Source organism: Rhodopirellula islandica, from assembly GCF_001027925.1.
GTDB classification, from domain to species: Bacteria; Planctomycetota; Planctomycetia; order Pirellulales; family Pirellulaceae; genus Rhodopirellula; species Rhodopirellula islandica.
Window position 1 is genome coordinate 14,121 of record NZ_LECT01000041.1, and the last position, 22,257, is coordinate 36,377.

General features: G+C 56.0%; 17 protein-coding genes. 12 read left to right on the plus strand and 5 right to left on the minus strand.

Annotated features, from left to right (window positions below; all coding sequences use genetic code 11):
• Positions 1-241 precede the first annotated feature (241 nt).
• The 11 genes from RISK_RS19475 to RISK_RS19530 all read left to right on the plus strand — a co-directional run bounded on the left by RISK_RS19475 (position 242) and on the right by RISK_RS19530 (position 12,750).
• Positions 242-493 carry an acyl carrier protein gene (locus RISK_RS19475; protein WP_047816000.1) on the plus strand — a complete coding sequence of 84 codons (252 nt, stop codon included), beginning with the start codon at positions 242-244 and terminating at the stop codon, positions 491-493.
• Between the two features lie 227 nt (positions 494-720).
• Entirely contained in the window at positions 721-2,115 is a 1,395-nt protein-coding gene (locus RISK_RS19480; RefSeq protein WP_047816001.1) for a phytoene desaturase family protein, read from the plus strand.
• 161 nt (positions 2,116-2,276) lie between these two features.
• Positions 2,277-4,508 carry an NADP-dependent isocitrate dehydrogenase gene (locus tag RISK_RS19485; protein ID WP_047816002.1) on the plus strand — a complete coding sequence of 744 codons (2,232 nt, stop codon included), beginning with the start codon at positions 2,277-2,279 and terminating at the stop codon, positions 4,506-4,508.
• Between the two features lie 147 nt (positions 4,509-4,655).
• Positions 4,656-5,663, plus strand: a complete 1,008-nt coding sequence (locus RISK_RS19490) for a class I SAM-dependent methyltransferase (RefSeq protein ID WP_047816003.1) — start codon at positions 4,656-4,658, stop codon at positions 5,661-5,663.
• A gap of 433 nt (positions 5,664-6,096) precedes the next feature.
• Entirely contained in the window at positions 6,097-6,456 is a 360-nt protein-coding gene (locus tag RISK_RS19500) for a 6TM ABC transporter family protein (protein ID WP_047816005.1), read from the plus strand.
• A gap of 143 nt (positions 6,457-6,599) precedes the next feature.
• Positions 6,600-7,112: a hypothetical protein gene (locus tag RISK_RS19505; RefSeq protein WP_047816006.1), complete on the plus strand. Its 513-nt coding sequence runs from the start codon at positions 6,600-6,602 to the stop codon at positions 7,110-7,112.
• A gap of 370 nt (positions 7,113-7,482) precedes the next feature.
• Positions 7,483-8,958 (plus strand): pectate lyase family protein, encoded by a 1,476-nt coding sequence (locus RISK_RS19510; RefSeq protein WP_160311465.1) that lies wholly within the window; start codon positions 7,483-7,485, stop codon positions 8,956-8,958.
• Between the two features lie 114 nt (positions 8,959-9,072).
• Complete coding sequence (locus tag RISK_RS19515) at positions 9,073-9,447, plus strand: cupin domain-containing protein (RefSeq protein ID WP_047816060.1); 375 nt, start codon at positions 9,073-9,075, stop codon at positions 9,445-9,447.
• A gap of 97 nt (positions 9,448-9,544) precedes the next feature.
• Positions 9,545-10,441 (plus strand): cysteine hydrolase family protein, encoded by an 897-nt coding sequence (locus RISK_RS19520; RefSeq protein WP_047816007.1) that lies wholly within the window; start codon positions 9,545-9,547, stop codon positions 10,439-10,441.
• Positions 10,442-11,173: 732 nt separating this feature from the next.
• Positions 11,174-12,391 (plus strand): DUF1559 domain-containing protein, encoded by a 1,218-nt coding sequence (locus tag RISK_RS19525; RefSeq protein WP_047816008.1) that lies wholly within the window; start codon positions 11,174-11,176, stop codon positions 12,389-12,391.
• Between the two features lie 128 nt (positions 12,392-12,519).
• Complete coding sequence (locus RISK_RS19530) at positions 12,520-12,750, plus strand: hypothetical protein (RefSeq protein WP_047816009.1); 231 nt, start codon at positions 12,520-12,522, stop codon at positions 12,748-12,750.
• 304 nt (positions 12,751-13,054) lie between these two features.
• Here the strand turns inward: RISK_RS19530 and RISK_RS19535 are convergent, their stop codons facing one another.
• From RISK_RS19535 to RISK_RS19545, 3 genes are read right to left on the minus strand one after another with little or no spacing between them, the layout of a single operon-like run.
• Positions 13,055-14,203, minus strand: a complete 1,149-nt coding sequence (locus RISK_RS19535; protein ID WP_047816010.1) for a heat domain containing protein — start codon at positions 14,201-14,203, stop codon at positions 13,055-13,057.
• Positions 14,200-14,853, minus strand: a complete 654-nt coding sequence (locus RISK_RS19540) for a methylated-DNA--[protein]-cysteine S-methyltransferase (protein WP_047816011.1) — start codon at positions 14,851-14,853, stop codon at positions 14,200-14,202. The genes RISK_RS19535 and RISK_RS19540 overlap by 4 nt, the downstream gene beginning before the upstream one ends.
• Positions 14,850-16,085, minus strand: coding sequence for a serine hydrolase domain-containing protein (locus RISK_RS19545; protein WP_047816012.1), 1,236 nt, complete (start codon positions 16,083-16,085; stop codon positions 14,850-14,852). Before RISK_RS19545 ends, RISK_RS19540 begins: the two co-directional genes overlap by 4 nt.
• Before the next feature lie 290 nt (positions 16,086-16,375).
• Between RISK_RS19545 and RISK_RS19550 the strand changes: the two genes are divergently transcribed.
• The gene (locus tag RISK_RS19550) at positions 16,376-18,001 is read left to right on the plus strand and encodes an arylsulfatase (RefSeq protein WP_047816013.1); all 1,626 of its coding nucleotides are present in this window, start codon (positions 16,376-16,378) and stop codon (positions 17,999-18,001) included.
• Positions 18,002-18,145: 144 nt separating this feature from the next.
• On the opposite strand, the gene RISK_RS19555 is transcribed toward RISK_RS19550, so the two are convergent.
• Complete coding sequence (locus RISK_RS19555) at positions 18,146-20,644, minus strand: peroxidase family protein (RefSeq protein ID WP_047816014.1); 2,499 nt, start codon at positions 20,642-20,644, stop codon at positions 18,146-18,148.
• Positions 20,645-21,019: 375 nt separating this feature from the next.
• Positions 21,020-22,180, minus strand: coding sequence for a hypothetical protein (locus tag RISK_RS19560; RefSeq protein ID WP_047816015.1), 1,161 nt, complete (start codon positions 22,178-22,180; stop codon positions 21,020-21,022).
• Between the last annotated feature and the right edge of the window lie 77 nt (positions 22,181-22,257).

A 22,257-nucleotide genomic window follows, 5' to 3' on the forward strand; every position in this document is an offset into this window, starting at 1 on the left:
GTGAATTGGAACGAGGCGTTTTGTTCCCTGATCGACTGGTCCCTGTGGTCCTGTGGTCCTGGGCCACTTTCCACCTCCCTGCGGCGATCTGTCCCGATTCAATTGAGCGGGGTGCCGCGGGGTGCCCCTTGTGTCGAATCCCATTGCCGTCGAAACTACTCCATCCCGCGGTGGCGGTTGCTCCGCCGTTGGGACACGGACGTTTCTCCTTCCCGTTTCTCTCGCATCCCTGCTTCCTTTCATGACTCCTGCCGATATTCGCCAAGAAATCATCGATATCCTCGACGACATTTCTCCTGATGAGGACCTCGACAACCTGGACGACCAGAAGGCGTTTCGCGAGCAGTTGGAATTGGATTCGATGGACTTTTTGGACATCGTGATGGAACTTCGCAAGCGTCACCGCGTGCAAATTCCAGAGGAAGACTACGGTCATCTCGCCAGCATGCACTCCACGGTCACGTACCTGGAACCCAAGATGAAGGATCTTTGAGAGCTCTCGAGCAACTCGCGACTAGCTTCTAGCCTTTCGCATTCCGATCACTCTCACCCACAAAGCTAGTGGTCTGTCACGACTTGTTTTTAGGGTAGTGGACGAGGCGACGAGTCCTGAACTGGCGTCAAATCCAAGGACTCGTCGCCTCGTCCACTACGATCAACCCTCACTTTTAGCTTTGACAGACCACTAGGGGCTAATCGCTAACAGCTAGCGGCTTTCGAATGTACGACACCATCATCATCGGCGCGGGGATGAGCGGGTTGGCCGCTGGCATTCGGCTGGCCCACTTTGACCAACGCGTTTGCATCCTCGAGAAGCATTACACGATCGGTGGTTTGAACTCGTTCTATCGAATGGGCGGCCGCGATTATGACGTGGGGCTGCACGCGATGACCAACTTCGCTCGCAAGGGCGACAAGAAAGGTCCGCTGGCCAAGCTGATTCGTCAATTGCGGTTTAGTTGGGAAGATTTCAAGCTCGCCGAGCAGAATGGGTCTTCGATTCGATTTCCCGGTGTGGAATTGGATTTCACCAACGACATCGCGATGCTCGAAAGCGAAATCAAGTCTCGCTTCCCCGATCAAATCGATGGCTTCCGCAGTCTGTGTGGTTCGCTGCTCGATTACAGCGACATGGACGGCGACGCGCCCGAATTCATGCGGTCCGCTCGGGAGGTCATGGCGGAGCATCTGTCGGACCCTTTGTTGATCGAGATGCTGCTGTGCCCCCTGATGTGGTACGGCAACGCTCGCGAAAATGACATGGACTTCGGTCAATTCTGCATCATGTTCCGGGCTTGTTACCTGGAGGGTTTCGGGCGGCCTTACAAAGGTGTGCGAGTCATCCTGAAGAACTTGGTCCGCAAGTTCCGGGGCCTCGGCGGCGAGCTCAAACTACGAAGCGGCGTTGCCAACATTCACGTCGAGGACGGCAAAGCCGTTGGGGTGGTGCTGGACGATGGAACCGAGTTGCGGGCCAAGCGAATTCTCTCCTCCGCGGGCACGGTTGAAACCATGCGGATGTGTGACGACATCACCGAACCCGATGTCGCCAAGGCCGGGAAGCTGTCGTTCATCGAATCGATCAGCGTGCTCGATTGCAAACCCAAGGAATTGGGCTTCGACCGCACGATCGTGTTCTACAACGATTCGCCGAACTTTCATTGGGAGCGTCCCGACGATTCCTTGTGTGACGCTCGGACGGGAGTCATCTGCAGCCCGAACAACTACATTTACGACGCGGAAGAAGGCGAGTTGCCCGACGGCGTGGTGCGAATCACCACGCTTGCCAATCATGATTTGTGGTCGGAATTGCCCGAGGAGAAGTACCGGGCGGAAAAGGTGACGCAGTACGACGAGGCGGTTGCCTCGGCGGTTCGCTTCATGCCCGACTTTCGTTCGCGAGTCATCGACACGGATGTCTTCACTCCCAAGACCATCCGCCGCTTCACTTGGCACGACAACGGGGCCGTGTATGGCGCACCGGACAAGCAGCTCGATGGCACCACGCACTTGCCCAACGTTTTCCTGTGTGGGACGGACCAGGGGTTTGTGGGGATCGTGGGAGCAATCGTCAGTGGCATCAGCATGGCGAACCGGCACTGCCTTCAGGTTTGACGGTTAAGGCCGTTCCTGCGTCCTAGGATGCGGTTTTTGGTTGCAGCTTGCCCGTTGAGATCGCGCCGGCATTGACAATTGAGCGTTCGGGCCGCAGGCTTTCAGTCGCAAATTCTTCTTGATTCCCGTGATTTCGGGGTCTTTGTCCTGACGAGGTTGGAATGCCCAGCGAAACTGCCGCGATTGTCTACACGCACACCGACGAAGCCCCCGCCCTGGCGACTCGTTCGTTGCTGCCGATCTTGAGAGCGTTCACCAACGGCAGTGGCTTGTCGTTTGAGACCAAGGACATTTCCTTGGCCGCGCGAATTTTGGCCGGTTTTGCCGACCGTCTGCCAGCAGACCAGCAGGTGCCTGATGCGCTGGCGGAGCTCGGCGAGTTGGTCACTCAACCGCAAGCCAACGTGATCAAGTTGCCCAACATCAGCGCTTCGATCCCGCAGTTGGTCGAAGCGATCACGGAACTGCAGGCTCAAGGGGTCGCCATCCCTGATTTCCCTCAGGACCCTCAAACCGACGAAGAAAAGTCGGTTCGTGCGATCTACGCCAAAGTCCTTGGGAGTGCCGTCAATCCGGTTCTTCGCGAAGGCAACTCCGACCGCCGCGTTGCCGCCCCGGTCAAAGCCTACGCTCAGAAGAACCCGCACTCGATGGGCGATTGGTCAGCCGATTCGAAGACGCACGTGGCTCACATGAGCGAAGGCGATTTCTACGGAAGTGAGAAATCGGTGATCTTGGATTCCGATGACACTCTGCGGATCGAACATGTCGATTCGGCGGGCAGCGTCACCGTGCTTCGCGACGGACTGAAAGTCGAAGCGGACGAGATCATCGACTCAGCTCGCCTGAGCGTTCGTCAATTGCGAGCCTTCTACGCCGAACAAATCGCGGACGCGAAGTCCAGCGGCGTGCTGTTCTCGTTGCACCTCAAAGCGACAATGATGAAGGTCAGTGACCCAATTCTGTTTGGGCACTGCGTCAGTGTCATGTACGACCGCTTGTTCCAAGAACACGGCGACGTGTTGACTGCCGCGGGCGTTGACACGGATCAAGGTCTCGCTTCGGTGTTTGCCAAAGTTCAGGACCTGCCAGCGGATCAGCGGGCATTGGTCGAGGGAACCTTGGTCGAAATCCAAGCCGGGTTGCCTGAAATCGCCATGGTCGATTCGGACAAAGGCATCACCAACTTGCATGTGCCCAGCGACGTGATCATCGACGCATCGATGCCCGCCGCGATTCGTGCCGGTGGCAAGATGTGGGGAGTGGATGGCAAACTGCACGACATGAAAGCGGTCATTCCCGATCGTTGCTACGCGGGCATTTACCAAGCCACAATCGAGGACTGCAAAGCCAACGGGAAGTTCGACGTCACCAAGATGGGCAGCGTCGCTAACGTCGGGTTGATGGCGAAAAAGGCCGAGGAATACGGTTCTCACGACAAGACATTCCGCGTTCCCGCCGACGGCAAGGTTCGCGTGGTCACATCGGCCGGCAAAGAGTTGATGAGTCACGACGTCGAGAAGGGTGACATCTGGCGTGCCTGTCAAACCAAGGACGTCGCGGTGAAGGACTGGGTTCGTTTGGCGGTTTCGCGTTCACGTGCCACCGGAGCTCCCGCCATCTTTTGGCTGGACGAAAAACGGGCTCACGATCGCAACCTGATCAGCAAGGTCAACGAGTACCTGAAGGATCACGACACCGCTGGATTGGACATTCAAATCTTGGAACCTGCCGACGCGACCCGCCACGCTTGTGGTCGCGCTCGTGAAGGCCAGGACACGATCAGTGTCACCGGCAATGTGCTGCGTGATTACCTGACCGACCTGTTCCCGATTTTGGAACTCGGGACCAGTGCCAAGATGCTGTCAATCGTTCCGTTGTTGGCGGGTGGCGGCATGTTTGAAACCGGGGCCGGTGGATCGGCTCCCAAGCACGTCGAACAATTCGTCAGTGAGAATCACTTGCGTTGGGACTCGCTCGGTGAGTTCCTCGCCTTGGCGGTTTCGCTGGAAGATCTGGCTGAAAAAACGGGCAACGAAGAGTACGCGGTCTTGGCCAAAACGCTCGACGTCGCCACAGGGCGGTTCTTGGACAACGACAAATCACCATCGCGAAAGGTCGGCGAGCTCGACAACCGCGGCAGTCATTTCTACTTGGCGTTGTACTGGGCGGAAGCCTTGGCCCAATCCGAGCATGAAGGTTTGAAAAACCGTTTTGCACCGATTGCCAAGGCCTTGTCCGAAAACGAAGCCAAGATCGTTGGCGAGCTGAATGATGCTCAGGGCGTGGAGATCGATCTGGGAGGCTACTACCATCCCGATGAAGCAAAGGCCAGTGCCGCGATGCGACCCAGCCCAACGCTCAACGCCATCATTGACGGTCTGGCTGGTTAAGGGCTGGCGTTCTCTGGTGGGCCCCTCCGCACGGACGACGGCCTTCCAGGTCCGTCGCCGAACCGCGTCTGCCTCGTACGATGGTCTTCCAAGACCGTCGAAGCCCCTTCGTTCGTCATCCCTCTTTTCGCACGTCCAACTCCCACCATGCCCGTCGATCCCGCTCCCGTCCTCCAGTACATCAATGGCTTTCGCTTTTCGAAGGTCATGTTTGCCGCAGTTGAATTGGGCGTTTTCGATCGCCTGGAGGAGCAACCGCGATCGGCAGCTGATTTGGCGACGGAGCTCAAGTGCGAACCCGCCGCGATGAACCGCTTGCTCGATGGCTTGGTCGGCATGCAATTGCTCTCGCGTGATTCGCAGGTGTATCGCAACACGGAACTTGCTTCGGAATTGTTGACAACGGCCAGCCCCAACCGGATGACCGGCTACATCCAATTCAGCAACGATGTGAGCTGGAAGTTGTGGTCACATTTCGAAAACGCGATTCGCGAAGGTTCGCATCGTTGGAAGGATGCTTACGGTTGGGACCAACCCATCTTCAGCAGTTTCTTCGCGGATGAAGCTGCCATGCGAGAGTTCTTGATGGGCATGCACGGCTATGGCGTGATCAGTTCACCCAAGGTCGTCCGCGCTGTGGATCTTTCCCCGTTCAGGCACTTGGTGGATCTTGGCGGCGCGACCGGGCACCTCTCGATCGCCGCTTGTGAAGCTTACGAGTCGCTGACCGCCACGGTGTTTGATTTGCCGGATGTGATTCCGTTGACCAAGGAAATTGTCGCGCAGTCATCGGTGGCGGATCGCATTGACGTGGTGGGAGGGGACTTCTTCGGCGACGATTTGCCCGAAGCAGATTTGATGTCTTTGGGTCGCATCTTGCACGATTGGTCCGATGAAAAAATCGATCGTTTGCTCGCAAAAATTTATGATCGTTTGCCTGATGGCGGTGGTTTGCTGCTCGCAGAAATTTTGATCCAAGAGGATCGTGGCGGGCCGGATTGGGGACAAATGCAAGACCTCAACATGCTGGTCTGCACCGAGGGTCGCGAGCGAACACTGGCCGAATACGAAGCCATCATGCGCCGCGCTGGTTTCCGCGAGGTCACCGGGCAAGTCACCGGCGCACCCGTCGATGCGGTGCTGGCCATCAAGTGACCTGCATCAATCGCATCCGAATTCTGACGAATCTGGATACGGAAAATGCTTGTGCCGGAACATCGGTTCCAAGCACATGGGCAGGATTTGATTGGACACAGGAGGCGTTGGGCGTCACCCACCATTCATTGCAATCGCTTGGGGCGTCGAGACTTGGCACCACCGCCGACAGAGCGAAGAACACGCATTCTCCAAACGCTGGTTGTTGCTGCAATCGGTCAGCAGGAATGATCGGGTAGAAACATGTGAGCCGTTTGGGCGTTAGCCCCGGTTGTACGTGGGAGCAACAACGCTTTCCGAAACAGTCCAAATGCCGAAAGACTCCTGCCGACCTGCTCAGCCCGCTCCTCCGCTAAAATCAGCCCACCAAACCCCGTCTCCAAGCACGGACGACACCCTGTCTTCCAGAACTCCGTTGTGTGACTCAGCCGAAATGCCGCGCAATCCAAAAACACCGGCAAAAGACTTCTTCACAGGTGTGGCATGGCTCGCTGGCTTTGGGCTTTTGGTTCTCCTGCTGTGGTTTGTTGCGTTACTCGTAATTGCAGCGTTGATTTTCTTCGGGCTGACTGCTTTCACCAACTGGAATCTCGGTGCCCGCATTGGCTTCAGCCTAATTTCAGCATTCATCACCATGAAGGTTCTCGGCTTCATCTCGGCCACTCTCGACTTGATACCTGAAGCTTGGATCGAAGGCAAAAAGAAGACGAAGCCTTGTCCCGAATGTGGCAAGAATCTGCGTGCAGTGCTTGCGCAACAATGTATGCATTGCGGCGCTGACTGGCATTCCTAAAGTCGTGCAACATGGTTCTAGCGCTAGTACCTTCGCTCTTTCGCAACGGGCGTTTGCGTCGGTACAATCACTCGCGATTCAACTCCACTGCTTTGATTGGGGCGGTGTCGTCCAGACCTTCCGTTGTACGTCCCAGGTTTTCGATGAATGCAACCGCTCACTTGGTGTTTGACCGCGCGTATTACGAATCCAACTACGATGCTTGGCTCCGGCATCGAGCCAAATTGCGCCCGTACGCGGTGTACCTTTCGCTGACCCTGCTGGCTTTCGGCGTTATCATGGCTTTCGGCGTTATCATGGCTTTCGCGTTTTCACGGCAATGGCTTGTTGGCGTGTCGTTCGCCTGCGCTGGCACCTACGAACTCGTCGAGGCGCTGACTCACAAATCACGCTGGATCAACGCTCGAGTCAAGGCAACCCGTGAGAACAAAACCGTTGAAATTCAGCTCTCGGAGACTGAACTGACAACGACCTCTTCGGTCGCGCATGGAACGATCTCGGTTGACGCATTCTCCGACATCATCCCTGCGCCTGACTGTGTGTTTTTGATTCCCGAATCGGGTGGATCCATCTTCATTCCCGCAGCGACCGTCGAACCGACCGATGCGTTTCGACCGTTGGTGGATGCGTGGATGGCAGCGCGTAGCGGCGAATAACGATTTGCGATTTTCGGGGCATCAATGTGCGAGCCTAAATCAAGTCGTTTGGCGACCGACTGAGATCGACTGTTCTGGCATTCTGCCGGTTTCATGCGTGTGCCCTTCGTGCGGACGAGTGTTCTCCTGAGACGTTGCTTCTCGTGTGCCTTGGTTGAGGAACTGTGCCGCCGTGTTGTTCGGGCGATGATTCGAGTGCCGAGTTCGCTGGCGCGTAGGAAGTCACTTGTTGTGGACCCAGTTTCGGTCGTGCTTGATTTCTGCGCGCATTGGAATGCTCGGATACAATCGCTGCTTCGTGGGGGACCGTTCCAGCTTGGCCGGCCCTGGGGAATTCCTCATTGGTTTCGAAATTCAATTGAGCGTTTGGATGAAGTGGCAGTTGGCATTGATTGTGGTGGTGTCGCTGGGATGCCTCCTTTGGGAACCTTTCGAGGAGGATCGCCACCAGAGTGAGTTGGACGGTGTGAGTTGGGTCTCGGATCAGGACGATGTTTCACCGTGTGGCGTCTTCAGTGATTTGAAGGCGTTCCCAGGGGCCCAGGGATTCGGTGCTACCACTGCTGGCGGGCGAGGTGGTGCTGTTTTGACCGTTGAAAACCTGAATGATTCGGGGCGAGGGTCTCTTCGCGAAGCGGTGGAAACAAAAGGTGCACGGTTCGTCGTCTTCTCCGTTTCCGGCACGATTGAATTGGAGACTCCGCTGAAGATCACAGAGCCGAACATCACGATCGCGGGCCATTCGGCGCCGGGTGGTGGCATCGCACTCAAGAACAGTGATTCCAACACTGGGCCGTCGTTTGTGGTGAATGCCAGTGAGGTGGTCATTCGGTATCTTCGCGTTCGACCAGGGCTGGCGGCACCGAGTACATCGGTCGACGCCATCTCGATTCTGGGTGGCAAGAACATTGTCATCGCGAACAACTCGTTCAGTTGGGCGGTCGATGAAAACGTCAACCTTTGGTTCGACGCCACGGATGTGACTGTCCAGCACAACATCATCTCAGAAGGCATTTGGGACGGGAATCACACTCAGCGTGGCTTGCACAGCAAAGGTTTGTTGAGCGGTTTGGAAAACGTGCGTGTTTCAGTGCACCACAACCTGTTTGCCCACAACGACGATCGCAACCCGCGTCTGACGGGGCTGGGGAAGAACGAAGTCGTCAACAATGTCATCTACAACTACTATCAGGTGGGAACCAATTTTTCGATTGGTGTCGGATTCCAGGCCAACCTGATTGGCAATGTCTTTCTCCCAGGCAAGCAGCATCGCGAACACCGTTATCCCATCGTGGTTGGTGGTCAATTGGTGGAGAAAGCAATATTTGTGAGGGACAATTTGAGTCCACGGCGGTCCACGGGAACCGAGGATGAGTGGCTGAATGTTGGTTTCAATGGTGTCATGGGTGATGGGGCGTACAACGGAACCTTGCTCGATGAGTCGGTTCGTGCGGGGACGCCCTTTGAGATGAGCGCGGTGCCGGTCACTCTGGAACCAGCCGAGACGTTGGTTGAGCGATTGTTGCCGATTGTGGGAGCAACCTTACCGAGGCGTGATGCCGTGGATGTTCGAGTTGTCAGCGATGTTCGAAACAAGACGGGTGTGATGATCAACGACCCTGCTGAAGTGGGCGGATGGCCGGCACTGGAGCCAGGCACGGTGCAAGATCGTGATCGTGATGGGATGCCCGATGCCTGGGAACTCCAGCATGGTCTGGATCCCGACGATTCTTCCGACGCGATGCAGGACATGAATGGCGACGGCTATGTGAACCTGGAGCAATACCTTGAGTGCCTGGTGTTCGAGGAGATCTCGCGACGCAAGTTCACTCGACCAACGCAATGACGATGAGTGTGTCTCTGTTGGGGCGTGGTTTGGGGGCGTATGCTTCTCAGTGTTGTGGTCAATGTTCCGACCTTTTCTGTACCCAGAGTCGCAAGCATGTTGAGGGGGAAGCCGATGCAAACCATCCGAGTGGAGGAAACCGAGGGAGAAGTATTTCCGGCGGGTCGTCGCAGTTGCATTTTGGGGGGGCCGCGAGGGTTGCCCGTGGAGCAATTTGCGGTGGGCCATTCGACTCTTTTTCCCCAAGGCGCGATTCCAGAACACGCTCACTCGAACGAGGAGGTCTACGTCGTTCTTGCGGGACGCGGCGAGATGCGAGTGGGAAATGACGTGAGACAGGTTGCTGCGACCACCGCCATCTACATCCCATCCAATGTCCCGCACAGCTTGATCAATGACAGCGATGAAGATTTGGTGGTGATGTGGATGTACGCACCAGGCGGGGTGGTCGGTCATTGGGAAGATGAGCGAGGCGGTCGGCCAGCGTGATCTTTTTGAATCTGGCCGGATCGTTTGGTGAAGTCTGAGCCAGGGGAACTGAATAGGAGTAGGATACGGGGCCCACATCACGACTTGGAGAGATCAAATGACAAAGACTGTTGCGTTGGTTGTTGCGTTCGCCGGAGTGCTCACATGCCAAGTGGCGAGCGGGCAATCGAGTTTGGAGTTGAGGCTTCAGTCGCAATCCAAGTCAGATGCCGGCGAGTTTGTCATGCAACATCAGAAGGAGTCATGGAAGGCAGCCGAAACCGCCATCATCGTTTGCGATGCCTGGGACTATCATCATTGCTTCAATGCGGTCGGTCGTCTGAATGAAATGGCGCCGACAATGAACAGGGTGATCGCGGAAGCACGGCGGCGCGGTGTGACGATCATTCATTCACCCAGCGATTGCGTCGATTTTTACAAAGACAGTCCGGCTCGAAAGCGTGCGGTCATTGCGCCTGCCGCGACAAACCTGCCCAAGGAGATCGAGTCGTGGTGCTACACGATTCCCGCGGAGGAAGATGCCGAATACCCGGTCGATCAGTCGGATGGCGGCGAAGACGATGATCCCAAAGAGCACGCCGAATGGGCAGCGAAGCTCGAGTCGATCGGCCGTGATCCGAAACGGCCTTGGCAACGGCAGCTGGACACGATCGAAATCGACGAATCCGTGGACTTCATCACGGACCAAGGTGACGAGGTTTGGAATGTCTTGGAATCCAAGAACATTGACAACGTGATCCTGCTAGGTGTTCACACCAACATGTGCGTGCTTGGTCGCCCGTTTGGACTGCGACAAATGGCTCGCAACGGAAAAAAGGTTGTGTTGATGCGAGACATGACGGACTCGATGTACAACCCAATGATGTGGCCCTACGTCAGTCACTTTGAAGGGACCCGGCGAGTGATCTCTCACATCGAGCGATACGTTTGTCCAACGATGACAAGCGATCAGCTTATCGGTGGTGAGCCGTTTCGTTTCAAGGGTGACGAGTGAAAGCCAGTCACGGATCCGAATGGAATTTGTCAGCCGGTTTGTTGTTAGGTGCAATTGTTCAATTCCTGTCCGGTGACCCACTCGATGTCTTTGGCGTTGCGTCATGATCCTGGCGACTCAGTGAATTGAGCGGGAATCGGTTTCGGCCATTCTGGCCTGCCGTGAACGTCGAGGTTTTCCCCGTTGCCATGTTGGCCAGTGCGGACGAAGGAGTCGTCCGGGAGTTGGGACATGTTTTGCCGAACAATGCAAGCGAACTGTCGATTCAGCCGGCCTTCGATTCTTTATGTGAGCCGTGAGCCGTTTGGACGTTGGCCCGGTTCTGTGGTGGTGGAACCCAGTCCAACGCCCAAACGGCTCAGCAAATCAACGCTCCCTGGCCGTCGGGTGCCGTGGACCGGCGGTCATCTGTCCTACCCACTTGCGTTAGGAACGCTTTGCGCGAAGCACCGCAAGGGATGCTTCTGCATAGGTAATTGATCGTTCCTTCTCGACCTCTCTTATTGACGACAGGTGGGGCTTCTTCCCCCAACGATTAGACTATCGATTCATGAGGTTCTTGATTTCCAACGATGGGTAAATGCTTGACGGATTGCAGGATGCACCTAGGATTTCATGAGAGTTTTGTCTTTGGCGGAAGGCAAAAGAATTCAATGGGAACGAGCCGCACTGATTCTGTCAGGTGGTTGCTTTTTCCCCTGTTGTTCATTTCTTATGCTTCCGAGAGTATTGATGAATCTTCGTTCAAGACACCGAAGTGAGGATGGTTTTACCTTAGTCGAGCTGTTGGTGGTAATTGCCATCATTGGGGTGCTCGTCGGTCTGTTGTTGCCAGCGGTTCAAGCGGCTCGAGAGGCTGCAAGGCGAATGAGTTGCAGCAACAATATGAAGCAGTTGGGGCTGGCGTTGCACAACTACCACTCTGCTTACAATCGTCTTCCACAGCAGCGTGGCGGGACGAGCAACGTCAACGACACGTGGCCTCCAGGGACTTACGAGGGGCACAATAATTTGCAGCTCAGTTTTTTGGTGGGTGTTTTGCCCTTCATTGAACAGCAAGCTTTGTGGGAGCAGATCAGCAATCCGTTGGCGGTCAATTCTGACGGAACGGTCAGGTCACCTTCGTGGCCAGCCATGGGACCTGTGGTTGATAACCGACCGCTGTATCCCCCATGGGTCACCGAATTGTCGGCGTTGCGATGTCCGAGCGATCCCGGCAGGGGAGCACCAGCGTACGGCCGGACAAACTATGCAGCGAACCAAGGCGACACGATTTACAACAGCAACGGGATCTACGCTGCTTGGAATAACTTTCAGACTCCGGCAGGTTGGCCCAGTCTCAAGGGGACGTTGCGTGGTTTCTTCAATGCGCGTTCCTCAACCAAGTTCCGAGACATCTTGGATGGTTTGTCGAACACGATCATGCTCGGTGAAATCGCGACGGACTTAGGTGATCGTGATGCTCGAACATCGACCACTCAGGAAGCCAACGGGTTGCGAGTTCCCAACACGGCGCTCGCCTGTCGTTCATCGCTTGATCCCGAACGGCCATCGTTTTGGAGTGCTGCTGTGCAGACTCCAGCGGATGCGGACTCGACGAATGGGCCTCGTTTTGTACGTGGTTTCCAGTGGTCCAACGGATTTCAAATCCACACGGGCTTTCAGACGATCTTGCCGCCCAACAGTGAGATCTGTCAGGAGGCACCGGTTGGAAATTGGATGAGCACTTACGACCAGTCCGGAAACTTCACTGCATCCAGTCGTCACCAAGGTGGTGTCCATGTTGTCATGGGGGACGGGGCGGTCAAGTTCATCACGGAGTCCATCGAGGCAGGGAACTCCGACGCAAAACCTGTCGATCCCTGGCAGACCCAAGGGGTCGGCAGCCCGTTTGGGCTATGGGGAGCACTGGGAACCAAGGCCAACGGCGAGATCGTCTCACTTGACTGAGAACGTTTGGTCTGTTCGTTCCTGATCGCGTTTCCAGGAACATGTATCTGAATCAATCCGTCCGGCGTTGCTGTTGGTTCGCTGGCGGATTTGTGCTTTGCTGTTATCTCATTTTTTGGCATCCTAATATGACACGTACATTCATCGGCTTGATCATGACTCTCGCTTGCCTCTCACTGGCAGGCTGCGGTTCCGAGAACAAAGCGGAGGTCATCTTTGACGCGGGCGAACACGCGAAGACGACGGCGTCTCCAGAGGAAGTCCAAAGGAGAATGGCGGAAGCGATGGCTGGGGCCGGCAAAAGCGGCAAAGCTCGTGGTGCAGAATTGAAAGCGGAAGCCTCCAAAAAATCGGAGTGATTTCATTGGTTGCCGCCAGTTTCGTCTTTGAGGAGGCTGGGGGTTTTCCTTCCTTGTGGGAAGGCTTGATCGATGAGGGAACGTTCAGAAACGACTTCGGTCCTTTCCAAATGATCGCGGAAGGAACAGAGGCCGTTTGCGCCACTCCGCTAAGACGAAGTCAATGATGAGTGATTCCTAAGCAGGTCGGCAGGAGTCTTTCGGCATTTGAAATGTCTTGGCAAGCGTGGTTGCTTCCACGTACAACCGGGGCCAACGCCCAAACGGCTCACATGATTATGCCCGATCATTCCTGCCGGCCTGCTTAAGTGTCCTCAAGAAGTTCAAAAGAACGTCTGCCATAGGGTTTGCCATTGATTTGCAAGGTGATCGCGTGGCGTCCGGGGTAAAGTTTGTAGGTGGTCGCGTTGGCGTGAAGCCGATGGCGTTTGGTCAGTGCGATCACTTCTGCCTTGTTGACTGAAAGACTCTTGAGTTTGTGGACTTTGGGAGCCGTGGTGCCGTTGGCTTTGACGAAGTCGATGACATAATCGATCATCAGTGCTTCGGATCTTTTGGCGGTGATGGAAAACGAGAATTCGATCGTGTCGCCCGGTTGGAGTTCGGCTTTCTTCAATTCAAAGTCCGAGACTTCGATTTTCGGGTCGTGTCGATACCCCAGAAACTTCAACGCTGGCGAGTGTCCTTGTTTGATCAGTGTTCGCAAAGCGTGGCGATTGATCCAATCGAGCTCTTGGGGAGATTGCTTCTCCGCGGATTTCCAATTGCGAAGGGTTTGAAGGACGAGTTCTGGGTGTGATTTCGAGATGTCGTTGAGATGGTTGGCGACTGACCGTGTGACGTAACGCGTCGCATCCGCGTGCAGTGTGTCAAGGAATGGCAGTGGCGTGGTGACATCGATGCTCAAGCGACGCGACCAGGGCAATTTCGGCCGGGTGCCTTCGCTGACCAAACGCCGGACGTGGTAGTTCGAGTCAGTGGACCATTGGGACAGTTCGGTCAGCGTTGACTCAGGATGAGCGTCGAGGAAGGCACGAATGCTGTCTTCCATCGAAAACCGCATCGTGATGGCTTTGAGTGTTTTCAGCGAGTTCCGAAGATGCTTTCGTTCCAGGCCGTTGCGAACAACGTATTCGCCAAGCGGAGCCAGGATGAAGTCACCAAAGTCGTTGTCTGCGAGTTGGGGATCCAGTGGCGGCGGCAACGCCTCGCGAATCTGTTTGGCTGCGGTGGGGAAATCAACGGCGAGGTGTTTCTCGAGCACGACCGCAATGTGCGCAATGCGTTGTTTCAGTTCGAGGTCTTTGAGGCCATGCATGCATTGACGAGTGAACGCTTTGCCATCGAAGTTGCAGTCGGAGGCTTGGAAGAGCCCGCTCAAAAAGTCGATGCGGTCACGATTGAAGAGTTGGTCCTTGAGGCTGAACCCGCTGCCGGTAGTCGATTGGCTCATGGCAGTGCTTTGGTCGTGTTGGTTGCGGAAGACTGTTCGGTCGGGAGAACGTCGAAACCCGCCAGATCAAGCTGGTGTGTGGTTGACGCGGTGGTTCCAATGCTTGCGAGCCTTTCTCGTCGCAAAAGTTCTCGTTTTCGTGACAGCCCCCAGCGAAAGCCGGAGTCCTTGCCGTCCGAACGCACGGCGCGGTGACAGGGGATGGCCAGGGCGATTTGATTTTGACCGCACGCAGAACCCACCGCGCGGCTGGATCCGGGGGAGCCGATTCGGTCGGCCAGTTCGCGGTAGGTGATCGTTTCGCCGGGCTTGGTTTGCGCGAGAGCGGTCCAGACTTGCTTCTGAAATTCGGTGCCATGGAGTTCCATGGGAAGGCGAAGAGGCTCTGCCGGCTGTTCGATGAATCGTATGACCGCGGCCAGTTCGGCTTGAAACGCTGCATCGGTTTCAACCGGTTTTTGTTTTGGATGTGCAGTCGCCAGTTCAGCGAGCATCGAAGCTCGGTTGTCACCGAGAGAAAGGAAGCTCACGCGGACGCCAACGTCAGCAATGTTGCTACCGGCGATCAAGACTTGCCCGAGCGAGCAGGCACCTGTTGCGAAGATCAGATGCGAATCGCTTGCTCGCTGTTGGGCGGATGAGTGCGTCATTGATTGCCGGCGACTGGGTGGGGCGTGGAGGATTCCTCGGAGATTGAAAGTTGTTGGGCGGCCCAGTCGGCGGCGATGGTTCCGATTTCACCCGCGAGCGAATTGACGGAACCTTTCCCATTGGGGTGAACGCGATTGCTGAGAAAGATGACCGACAGTTTCAGCTCTGGATCGATCCACAGGGCGGTGCCGGTGAATCCACCATGTCCGAACGCAGCGTCGGTCATCGATTTGCCTCGGTTGGAAGAGTACGCAGAGCGTTTGTCCCAGCCTCGGCTTCGGAATTGAATTTGGTCGGCTGATTTGCCCGGAACTTCGATCGGCGAAGTCATGGCCTCGAAGGTTGCCTTTGAGAACAAACGCACCTGGTTGGTTTGAATGGCGTCGTTCGTTTGCCCAGCGTTGACCATCGCGTTCGCGAACCGGGAAAGGTCGTCTGCGGTGCTGAACAATCCTGCGTGACCAGCGACTCCGCCGAGGGCGTAGGCGCGCGGGTCGTGAACCTCGCCTCGCATCCAGTGTCCCTCGCGTTGTTGAGTGGTGGCGCATCGATCATCGTTCTCACCAGTTGATCGATAGCCAGTGTCGTTCATTTGGAGGGGGGCAAAGATTCTTTTCTGGGTGAATTGGTCCAGCGGCATGCCTGAGACTTGATGGACGAGTTCACCCAGCACCAAGAAGCCGACGTCGGAGTAACGAAAACGTGTTCCAGGTGGACTGCGAAGTTTTTGCGACATCAGGTTGGCGATCGATTCCGCGTGCGTGCCTTGGTAGTCCGACATGCCATTGTCGGGGATCAATCCGGAGGTATGAAGCAAAAGGTGTTCGATGGTGACCGACTGTTTGTCATGGACGGCGAATTCTGGCAGGTATTCGCTGACGGGGGCGGTGAGCGACAGTTTGCCTTCGTCGGCGAGGATCATCACGCTGGTGGCGGTTGCGATGGGTTTGGTCAGCGACGCCAAATCGAAGACCGTGTCGACGGTCATCGGCTTTCGTTGCGGTTCGAGCTCGCGGTTTCCGAAGGCCGCTTGGTAGATGGTTTGGCCGCGAAAATTGACTGACACGACGGCACCGGGGCATTTCTGGGCTTGGATGCCGTCCTGGACGAGCTGTGCAACCGTGCTGGCTGGGAAGTCCTTGCTGGCGGAAGAGTCTTCTGCAGAAACGGTTGCCAAGGTTGCGATTGCCAAGGGCATCGCGACCGCGAGGCGGGCAAAGAGTTGGTTCATGGTGTGGAGAGTGAATGGGGGGAGAGGAAGAATCGGCTGCGTGACAAAGAATCTGATTCGGTGATAGTTTACAATGACGCGTCCGATGAAATCGAGTCGATCGGTTCGGTTCATCCGTTCGGCGGAAATTGCATCGCAGCAGGTGTTGGAACGTGCCGCATTTTTTCGTTGCGATTGCCTCGGTCAGAAATGTTCTTCTGCGGTATGACGCCGAAGCGTTCCTGATTTTGCCCACCCAATGCGTCGCCTGACGCCCCTCCTAACCCTCTCACACTCTAGATCGAGTCCGCATGAATCGTGTTGTCATGGCACCTTGCCTCGCGTTTGTCGCTTGTTTGTTCGTCGTCACTGCATTGTCTCAACGAAGTGCCGCGGGGAACTCACCGCCCAACATCGTCGTGGTTTTGGTGGATGACATGGGGTTTTCGGATCTGGGGTGCTATGGAGGTGAGATTGAAACGCCGAACATTGATGCCTTGGCAGCGGATGGATTGCGGTTCACTCAGTTTTACAATTCGGGGCGTTGTTGCCCAACGCGAGCGAGTTTGATGACGGGCTTGCATCCTCATCAAGTTGGGATCGGTCACATGACCGCTCCTCCTGGCAAAGTGTTGAATGCTCCGCCCGCCTACCAAGGGCATTTGAATGAAACGTGTGTGACGATTCCACAAGTGTTGAAGTCGAAGGACTATCACACATTCATGACGGGGAAGTGGCACCTGGGGCATGTCAATCAGAATGATTGGCCGATGCAACGAGGTTTCGATCGCTTTTATGGTGGCATCAGCGGCGCGTTCAACTATTTCAAACCAGGCGGTGATCGTGGGATGACTGATGGCAACCAATCTGTGCAAACGGAAGATGGCTTTTACGCGACGGATGCGTTCACAGACATTGCTTGCCAGTACATCAGCGATGCGGCGCGGGCGGACGACAAACCGTTCTTTCTATACTTGGCTTACAACGCACCGCACTGGCCGTTGAATGCGAAGGTCAAGGATTTTGAGAAGTATCGCGGTCGCTACAAAGATGGTTGGGAAGCGTTGATGAAGAAACGCTTTGCGAAACAGCGCGAGATTGGTTTGTTCGATGAATCCGTGCAACCAGCACCGCATGTGGGGCCAGCTTGGGATTCACTGAAGGAAAAGAAACGAGACGATTTGGATGCGATCATGGCGGCGTATGCCGGATGCGTGGACAACATCGATCAGAACATCGGCAAGTTGGTCGCTCATTTGAAAGCGGTCGACCAATACGAGAACACGTTGATTCTGTTCTTGTCTGACAATGGTGCTTGTCAGGAAGGCGGGCGATTGGGATTTGGCGATGAGAAGATGGTCCGCAATCCTCCTTTGGAAACGACCAACGGGGTGCGTCAAGGCTTGGCATGGGCAAACGCGAGCAACACCCCGTTTCGTTTGTACAAGCACTTTTTGCACGAAGGCGGAGCCAACACGCCGTTGATTGCTCATTGGCCTGCAGGCATTCCGGAAGCACGCCGCAATTCCTTTGTGCGACAACCGGCCTATTTGCCAGACATCATGGCGACGTGTGTGGATCTTGCTGACGCAAAGATGCCTGGTGATGTTCCGCCGTGCCAAGGCAGTTCGTTCGCGCACTCGCTCACAGGAGATTCTGAACGAGCGAAGGGGCCCATTCATGACACGCCGATTTTCTTCGAGCACGAAGGAAACGCGGCGATGCGAGATGGGGATTGGAAACTGGTCCGCGAATACCAGAAGCCTTGGGAGCTCTACAACATTGCGCGAGATCGGACGGAACTGGATGATCGGTCGACAGCGGAGTCCGATCGGCGTGATCGAATGATTTCGGCTTGGGAAGCTTGGGCGACGGAGACGAACGTCCTGTTCCCTGAGCGGTACAACATGTATCAAGAGTTAAAGAAGCACGAGTAGAATCAGGCCTCACCGCTTCGGCCAATCCACCGGTGAAAGTCAACCGGCTATGCCTTTGTTGGATGTCGACTTGCTGACACGCAACGCGAACCGATTCCAATGATCCGCCGGTTGCGTGTCGTGCTCGTCGAGTTCTTCCCAAAGCTATCTGGAGCGGTTCCTGAAGGTGTCGTCTCGACCGCTGAAGAATGGATCGACTAGGTCAGGACGCAGCGAATGTCCCAGGCTCTGGTTGCCACGGCCGGGTTGCTCGTTTCCAGAGCCGATTCCGGGACGTTGACCCAAGCCTGATCTTTGGTCCGATTTCGATTGTGGTCCGGGTTCTGATCGTGGGCCGGAATCGGAACCATGGTCAAAGCCTTTGGGGGAGTTGTCTTGATCCATTGTTGGGTCGTTGTCGTCGACGCTGATTGAGAAGTCGATGTTCTGCAGATGGACATCTCCGGTTGTGATTGCGACGGCTTCGACAGCGATCGTGGTGGCAACGTCATCTGTTTGTGAAATCACGTGAACTTCGTATTCGCCCGTCCTCAGCCCATCTTGGACATCGAAGCTGTATTGCCCGTCGGCATCGGTTGTCGTTTCCGCAACGATTTCGCCGTCGCTGACCAGCTGAACGATTTGACCAGGGACTCCTTCGGGAGTTCCGCTGTTGTTGGACCTGCTCTTAGCGTTGGAGACGCTTCGATCGCTGGCTTCCGTTGTGACCGTGCCTGAGATCGACGAGCTGAAGAAGAACACGTCGTCTTGGAGATCGGTGAGCTCCGTGTTTCGCTCGACGATGTCAGCCAGTGTGGTGCCTTGAATTTCAGCCAAGGCGGATCCCGAAAACGTATTCTCGTACCAAAATCGATCTGCGTCGCGAAGTCGTTCGAATTGGTCCGTGATGATCGTTTGAAATGTTTCCCCCACACTGCCACCTTCGACGTGGTCTTCGACCAAGCCACCTACCCAGAGATCGATATCGTCAACGGAGCCATAAAGTTGCTCCAGTTTTTCCTGGACATCTGGATCGGAGGTGATGTCAGCGAAGCTTTCAACCGGATCCAGACCGTACGCGACTCGGGTTGTGTTGTAGTCAGACAGCCCGTGATCTCTGCCCCGCTGAATGTTTAGGCTGACCAGGTCGAATCCACCGGAACCGGGAGGGCCAAACAAGAAATTGCGGACGCTGTCGACGACTTGAATGTCCAGTTCCGACGAAGGATCTGCCGCCAGGTACTTGATGATGGAATCGATCCCGTTCTCGGACACAGCCTCTGGATTGGAGAACGCTTGGCTGAGTGGAAGCTCTTCGGCGATCTCGTTCCCTTCGTTGTCGAGGAATTCGACATCATCGCCCAGCAAGCTATGTCCAAATCGGAACGCAGCGGTGGAGAACTCGTTGGCGATCGTTGGATCCACGGACGAGTCATACCCTTGATAGTCACTGAGTACATCTTCGCCGAGGACTGCTGGCAGCCATTCGTTGTAGGTGATCGCTTGCAGTTCAGCGACCACGATCGCCCGAGCCTGCTGGTAGATTTCTTCGTCGGAAAGGGTCGCATCGGCGGCGGCGATTTCTTCCGCGAGTCGATTGTGCTCCCGAACAAACAGCGTTTGGATTGCCGTCAGTTCAATGTTTTCGTTGGCTCGAACGTCTCCTGCGGCAAACAGTTCATCGTCGGGAACGATCCCGGCGTCATTGTCCATCGTCAGCGTTCCGTCCGGGAAGGTTTCTGCATTGTTGAATGGCAGCAAGTCACCTTCGCTGGTTTTCAAGAGACCGCCCGAAAGCGTTCGCAGTGCGGTCGCGGTGGCGTCGTCTGATCCGTAGATCACCGATCCATCAATCCAAGTCGTGATGACGTTGATTTGTTCGCGAGCGGAGTCGACTCCGGTTTCCGAATCGTAGGTCGAGCGAGTCAAGGAGATGGTTTCGGTTCCCGTTCCGAACGGATCGAAGTATTCGTCGCCGATGGGAACCTCGATGTCAAATGACTCTTCGCCCGAAGGAGTGCGAGAGATGTCGTGGTCGATGAACTGACCCCAAACATAAACAAAAGCCGACAGGTCGCGATCGCTGATGAGTTCTTCGTCAGTCGCAAGAAGATTGCTGATCTCACGTGCGCTCGGACGATCTTCGCCGGCGGGTTCTGAAATTCCATCGGCATAGTCGCTGTCGGCAACGCGGGTCAGTTGAGTCCCCGCGGTACCGAGTTCAGTGTTCTCGAGATTGTTGTCCGAACCGTCGATGGACCGATATTCGGTCGGCAAGCCTTCGAGGGTTTCGCTTGGAACATCGCTGGGCAAGTCGGAGGTGTCGTCGCCGGGCAAATCGACTTCATCACTGGTCTCCATCATCTCATCGTGAGCATGATCTCGCCGTCGAACGCTGTCTGTCGTGCCACTTTGGGATTGGCGGTTCATACGATGGATGATGCTCGATGCGTCGACTTGGGAGACAAGTCCGTCATCATTCAGGTGTTGAGGCAGCACGTCGTTTTGAAAGATGTTGGCGGCCAGCAATTGCCGAGCCTCCAGCGACTCAGGTTTTAAACGACGACGAGTTGGCTTGCGTTTGTGTGTCTTCTTCTTGGAGGTGGATGCTTTGCGACTAGAGGCTTGACGGCCCTCGGCCCATCGTCCGAAGAGATTTTCCATGTGTGCACCTGCGTCAGAGAAGTGTGTGGAGAAGGGCCCCAGCTACAAATCCGGCCAATCGCGTAGGGGCTCACTTTAAGAGGGTGAATCGCTCTCACGAGTGTCACGCTCTGGGGCGGAGGAACGACCAGTTCAGCACCCAGCAAACACTCTTCCCGGATGGTGCCAGCCACCTTGACGATCCAGCCACCTTGACGATCCGTGCGAGAGTGGAAGTTGGTTACGTCAGTGGGGCGAGCTTCGCCGGTCCGCCTTCCTCGAGGCTCCACACTCGCGACTGCGGTCGAGTGTGCGCAGCAGAGACGGAACCGTTGTCCCCAACTGTTCCGTCGTCTCATTCACCACGGTGAAGGCCGGTAATTGCTTCGGGCCTGCTCAACCGAAGCAGGCTGCGGCTTGGACCTGGCCTCGGTGGTGGTGGCGGCCGGTTCGTTCGGCATCCGCTTTCATCGATTCAGGACGACCGATGCAGCTGGTTCTGCCAAAGTACTTCTGCCAGTCCCACACCAAGTCTCGCCACATCGAAGCGTCGATTCCGACCTCCGACAGCGTTTGAGCGAGACGCTTGGGCAGCTCAGCGACTCGAACGGCGACGGACTGCGCCGCTGTCCAGTCCAGCAATCGTCTGTAGTCGCTCCAGCGGATGTTCAAGAATCCGCGATCGCTGCTGCGGAGCCCCTTCGTGTGGACTTGCGGTTCGGTGGACAGTTTGGTTTCGTTCAGCGTCAGTGGACTCAACCATTCGTCGCGGCGAATGCGTTTGCCCGATGGATTGCGTCGCTCCGCCCTGCGTTTCTGCTGGAGCACCTCAACCGGTGTTTCTCGGATTTCGCGTCCCGCCTCTTCCGTTGGAATCGGTTTGAGATCAAACGCAGCCGAAGGAATTCGTTCCCCCTTGCGAGCTTCAATCCGGTCGTAGGCACTGGTGTGCGGACTGGTCTCGGCCGTGGTCGATATTGCCGCCCGCACCGGGTTCAGATCCACGTACATGCTGCAGGCGAGCAAGCCGGCTTCATCGACAATTTTCTGTGCCTTGAAGCGTCCCTCCCAAAACCTGCCGGTGCACTCGTCTTGCTTGTTCGCCATTCGGGCAATTGGCTCGGCCAAAGCCCTCATGAACCAGGAGATGTCCGACAGTCGGCAACGGACTTCAGCCAGTCGCTCCTTGTTTCGAACCAGCATCTGAACGTCGTTTTCAGTGGGCTCGGCCAAGTGTTCCTCGAGACGCCGACCAGGGAAGACACGCAGCCAGCGAATCGCCACTTCCTCGTCGCTCCACTGAGCACAGACATCGGGCCGGTTGCGGAGAATTTGATGCATGTGGTTGCTCAGCACCGCGTAGGAAAGCACATCCACAGCAAACACCGAGGCCAGAGCTTCCATCCGCCGGCGAATCCACTCTTTGCGGAACGAGTAATCCTTGCCAGTCACCTGGTCGGCACCTGCGAGGTAGGCCCGTCGCACACATCGCTGGACCACGTGCACGATCCCAACTTCGCTCGCATCGAACTGTTCGCTTCGCTGGGGACGCGGCATGGCTCTGTTCTCCAGGGGAATTGGAAGACAAAGGCATCGTACGCATCGCCCCTGCAAAGTCAAATCAAGGTGGATGG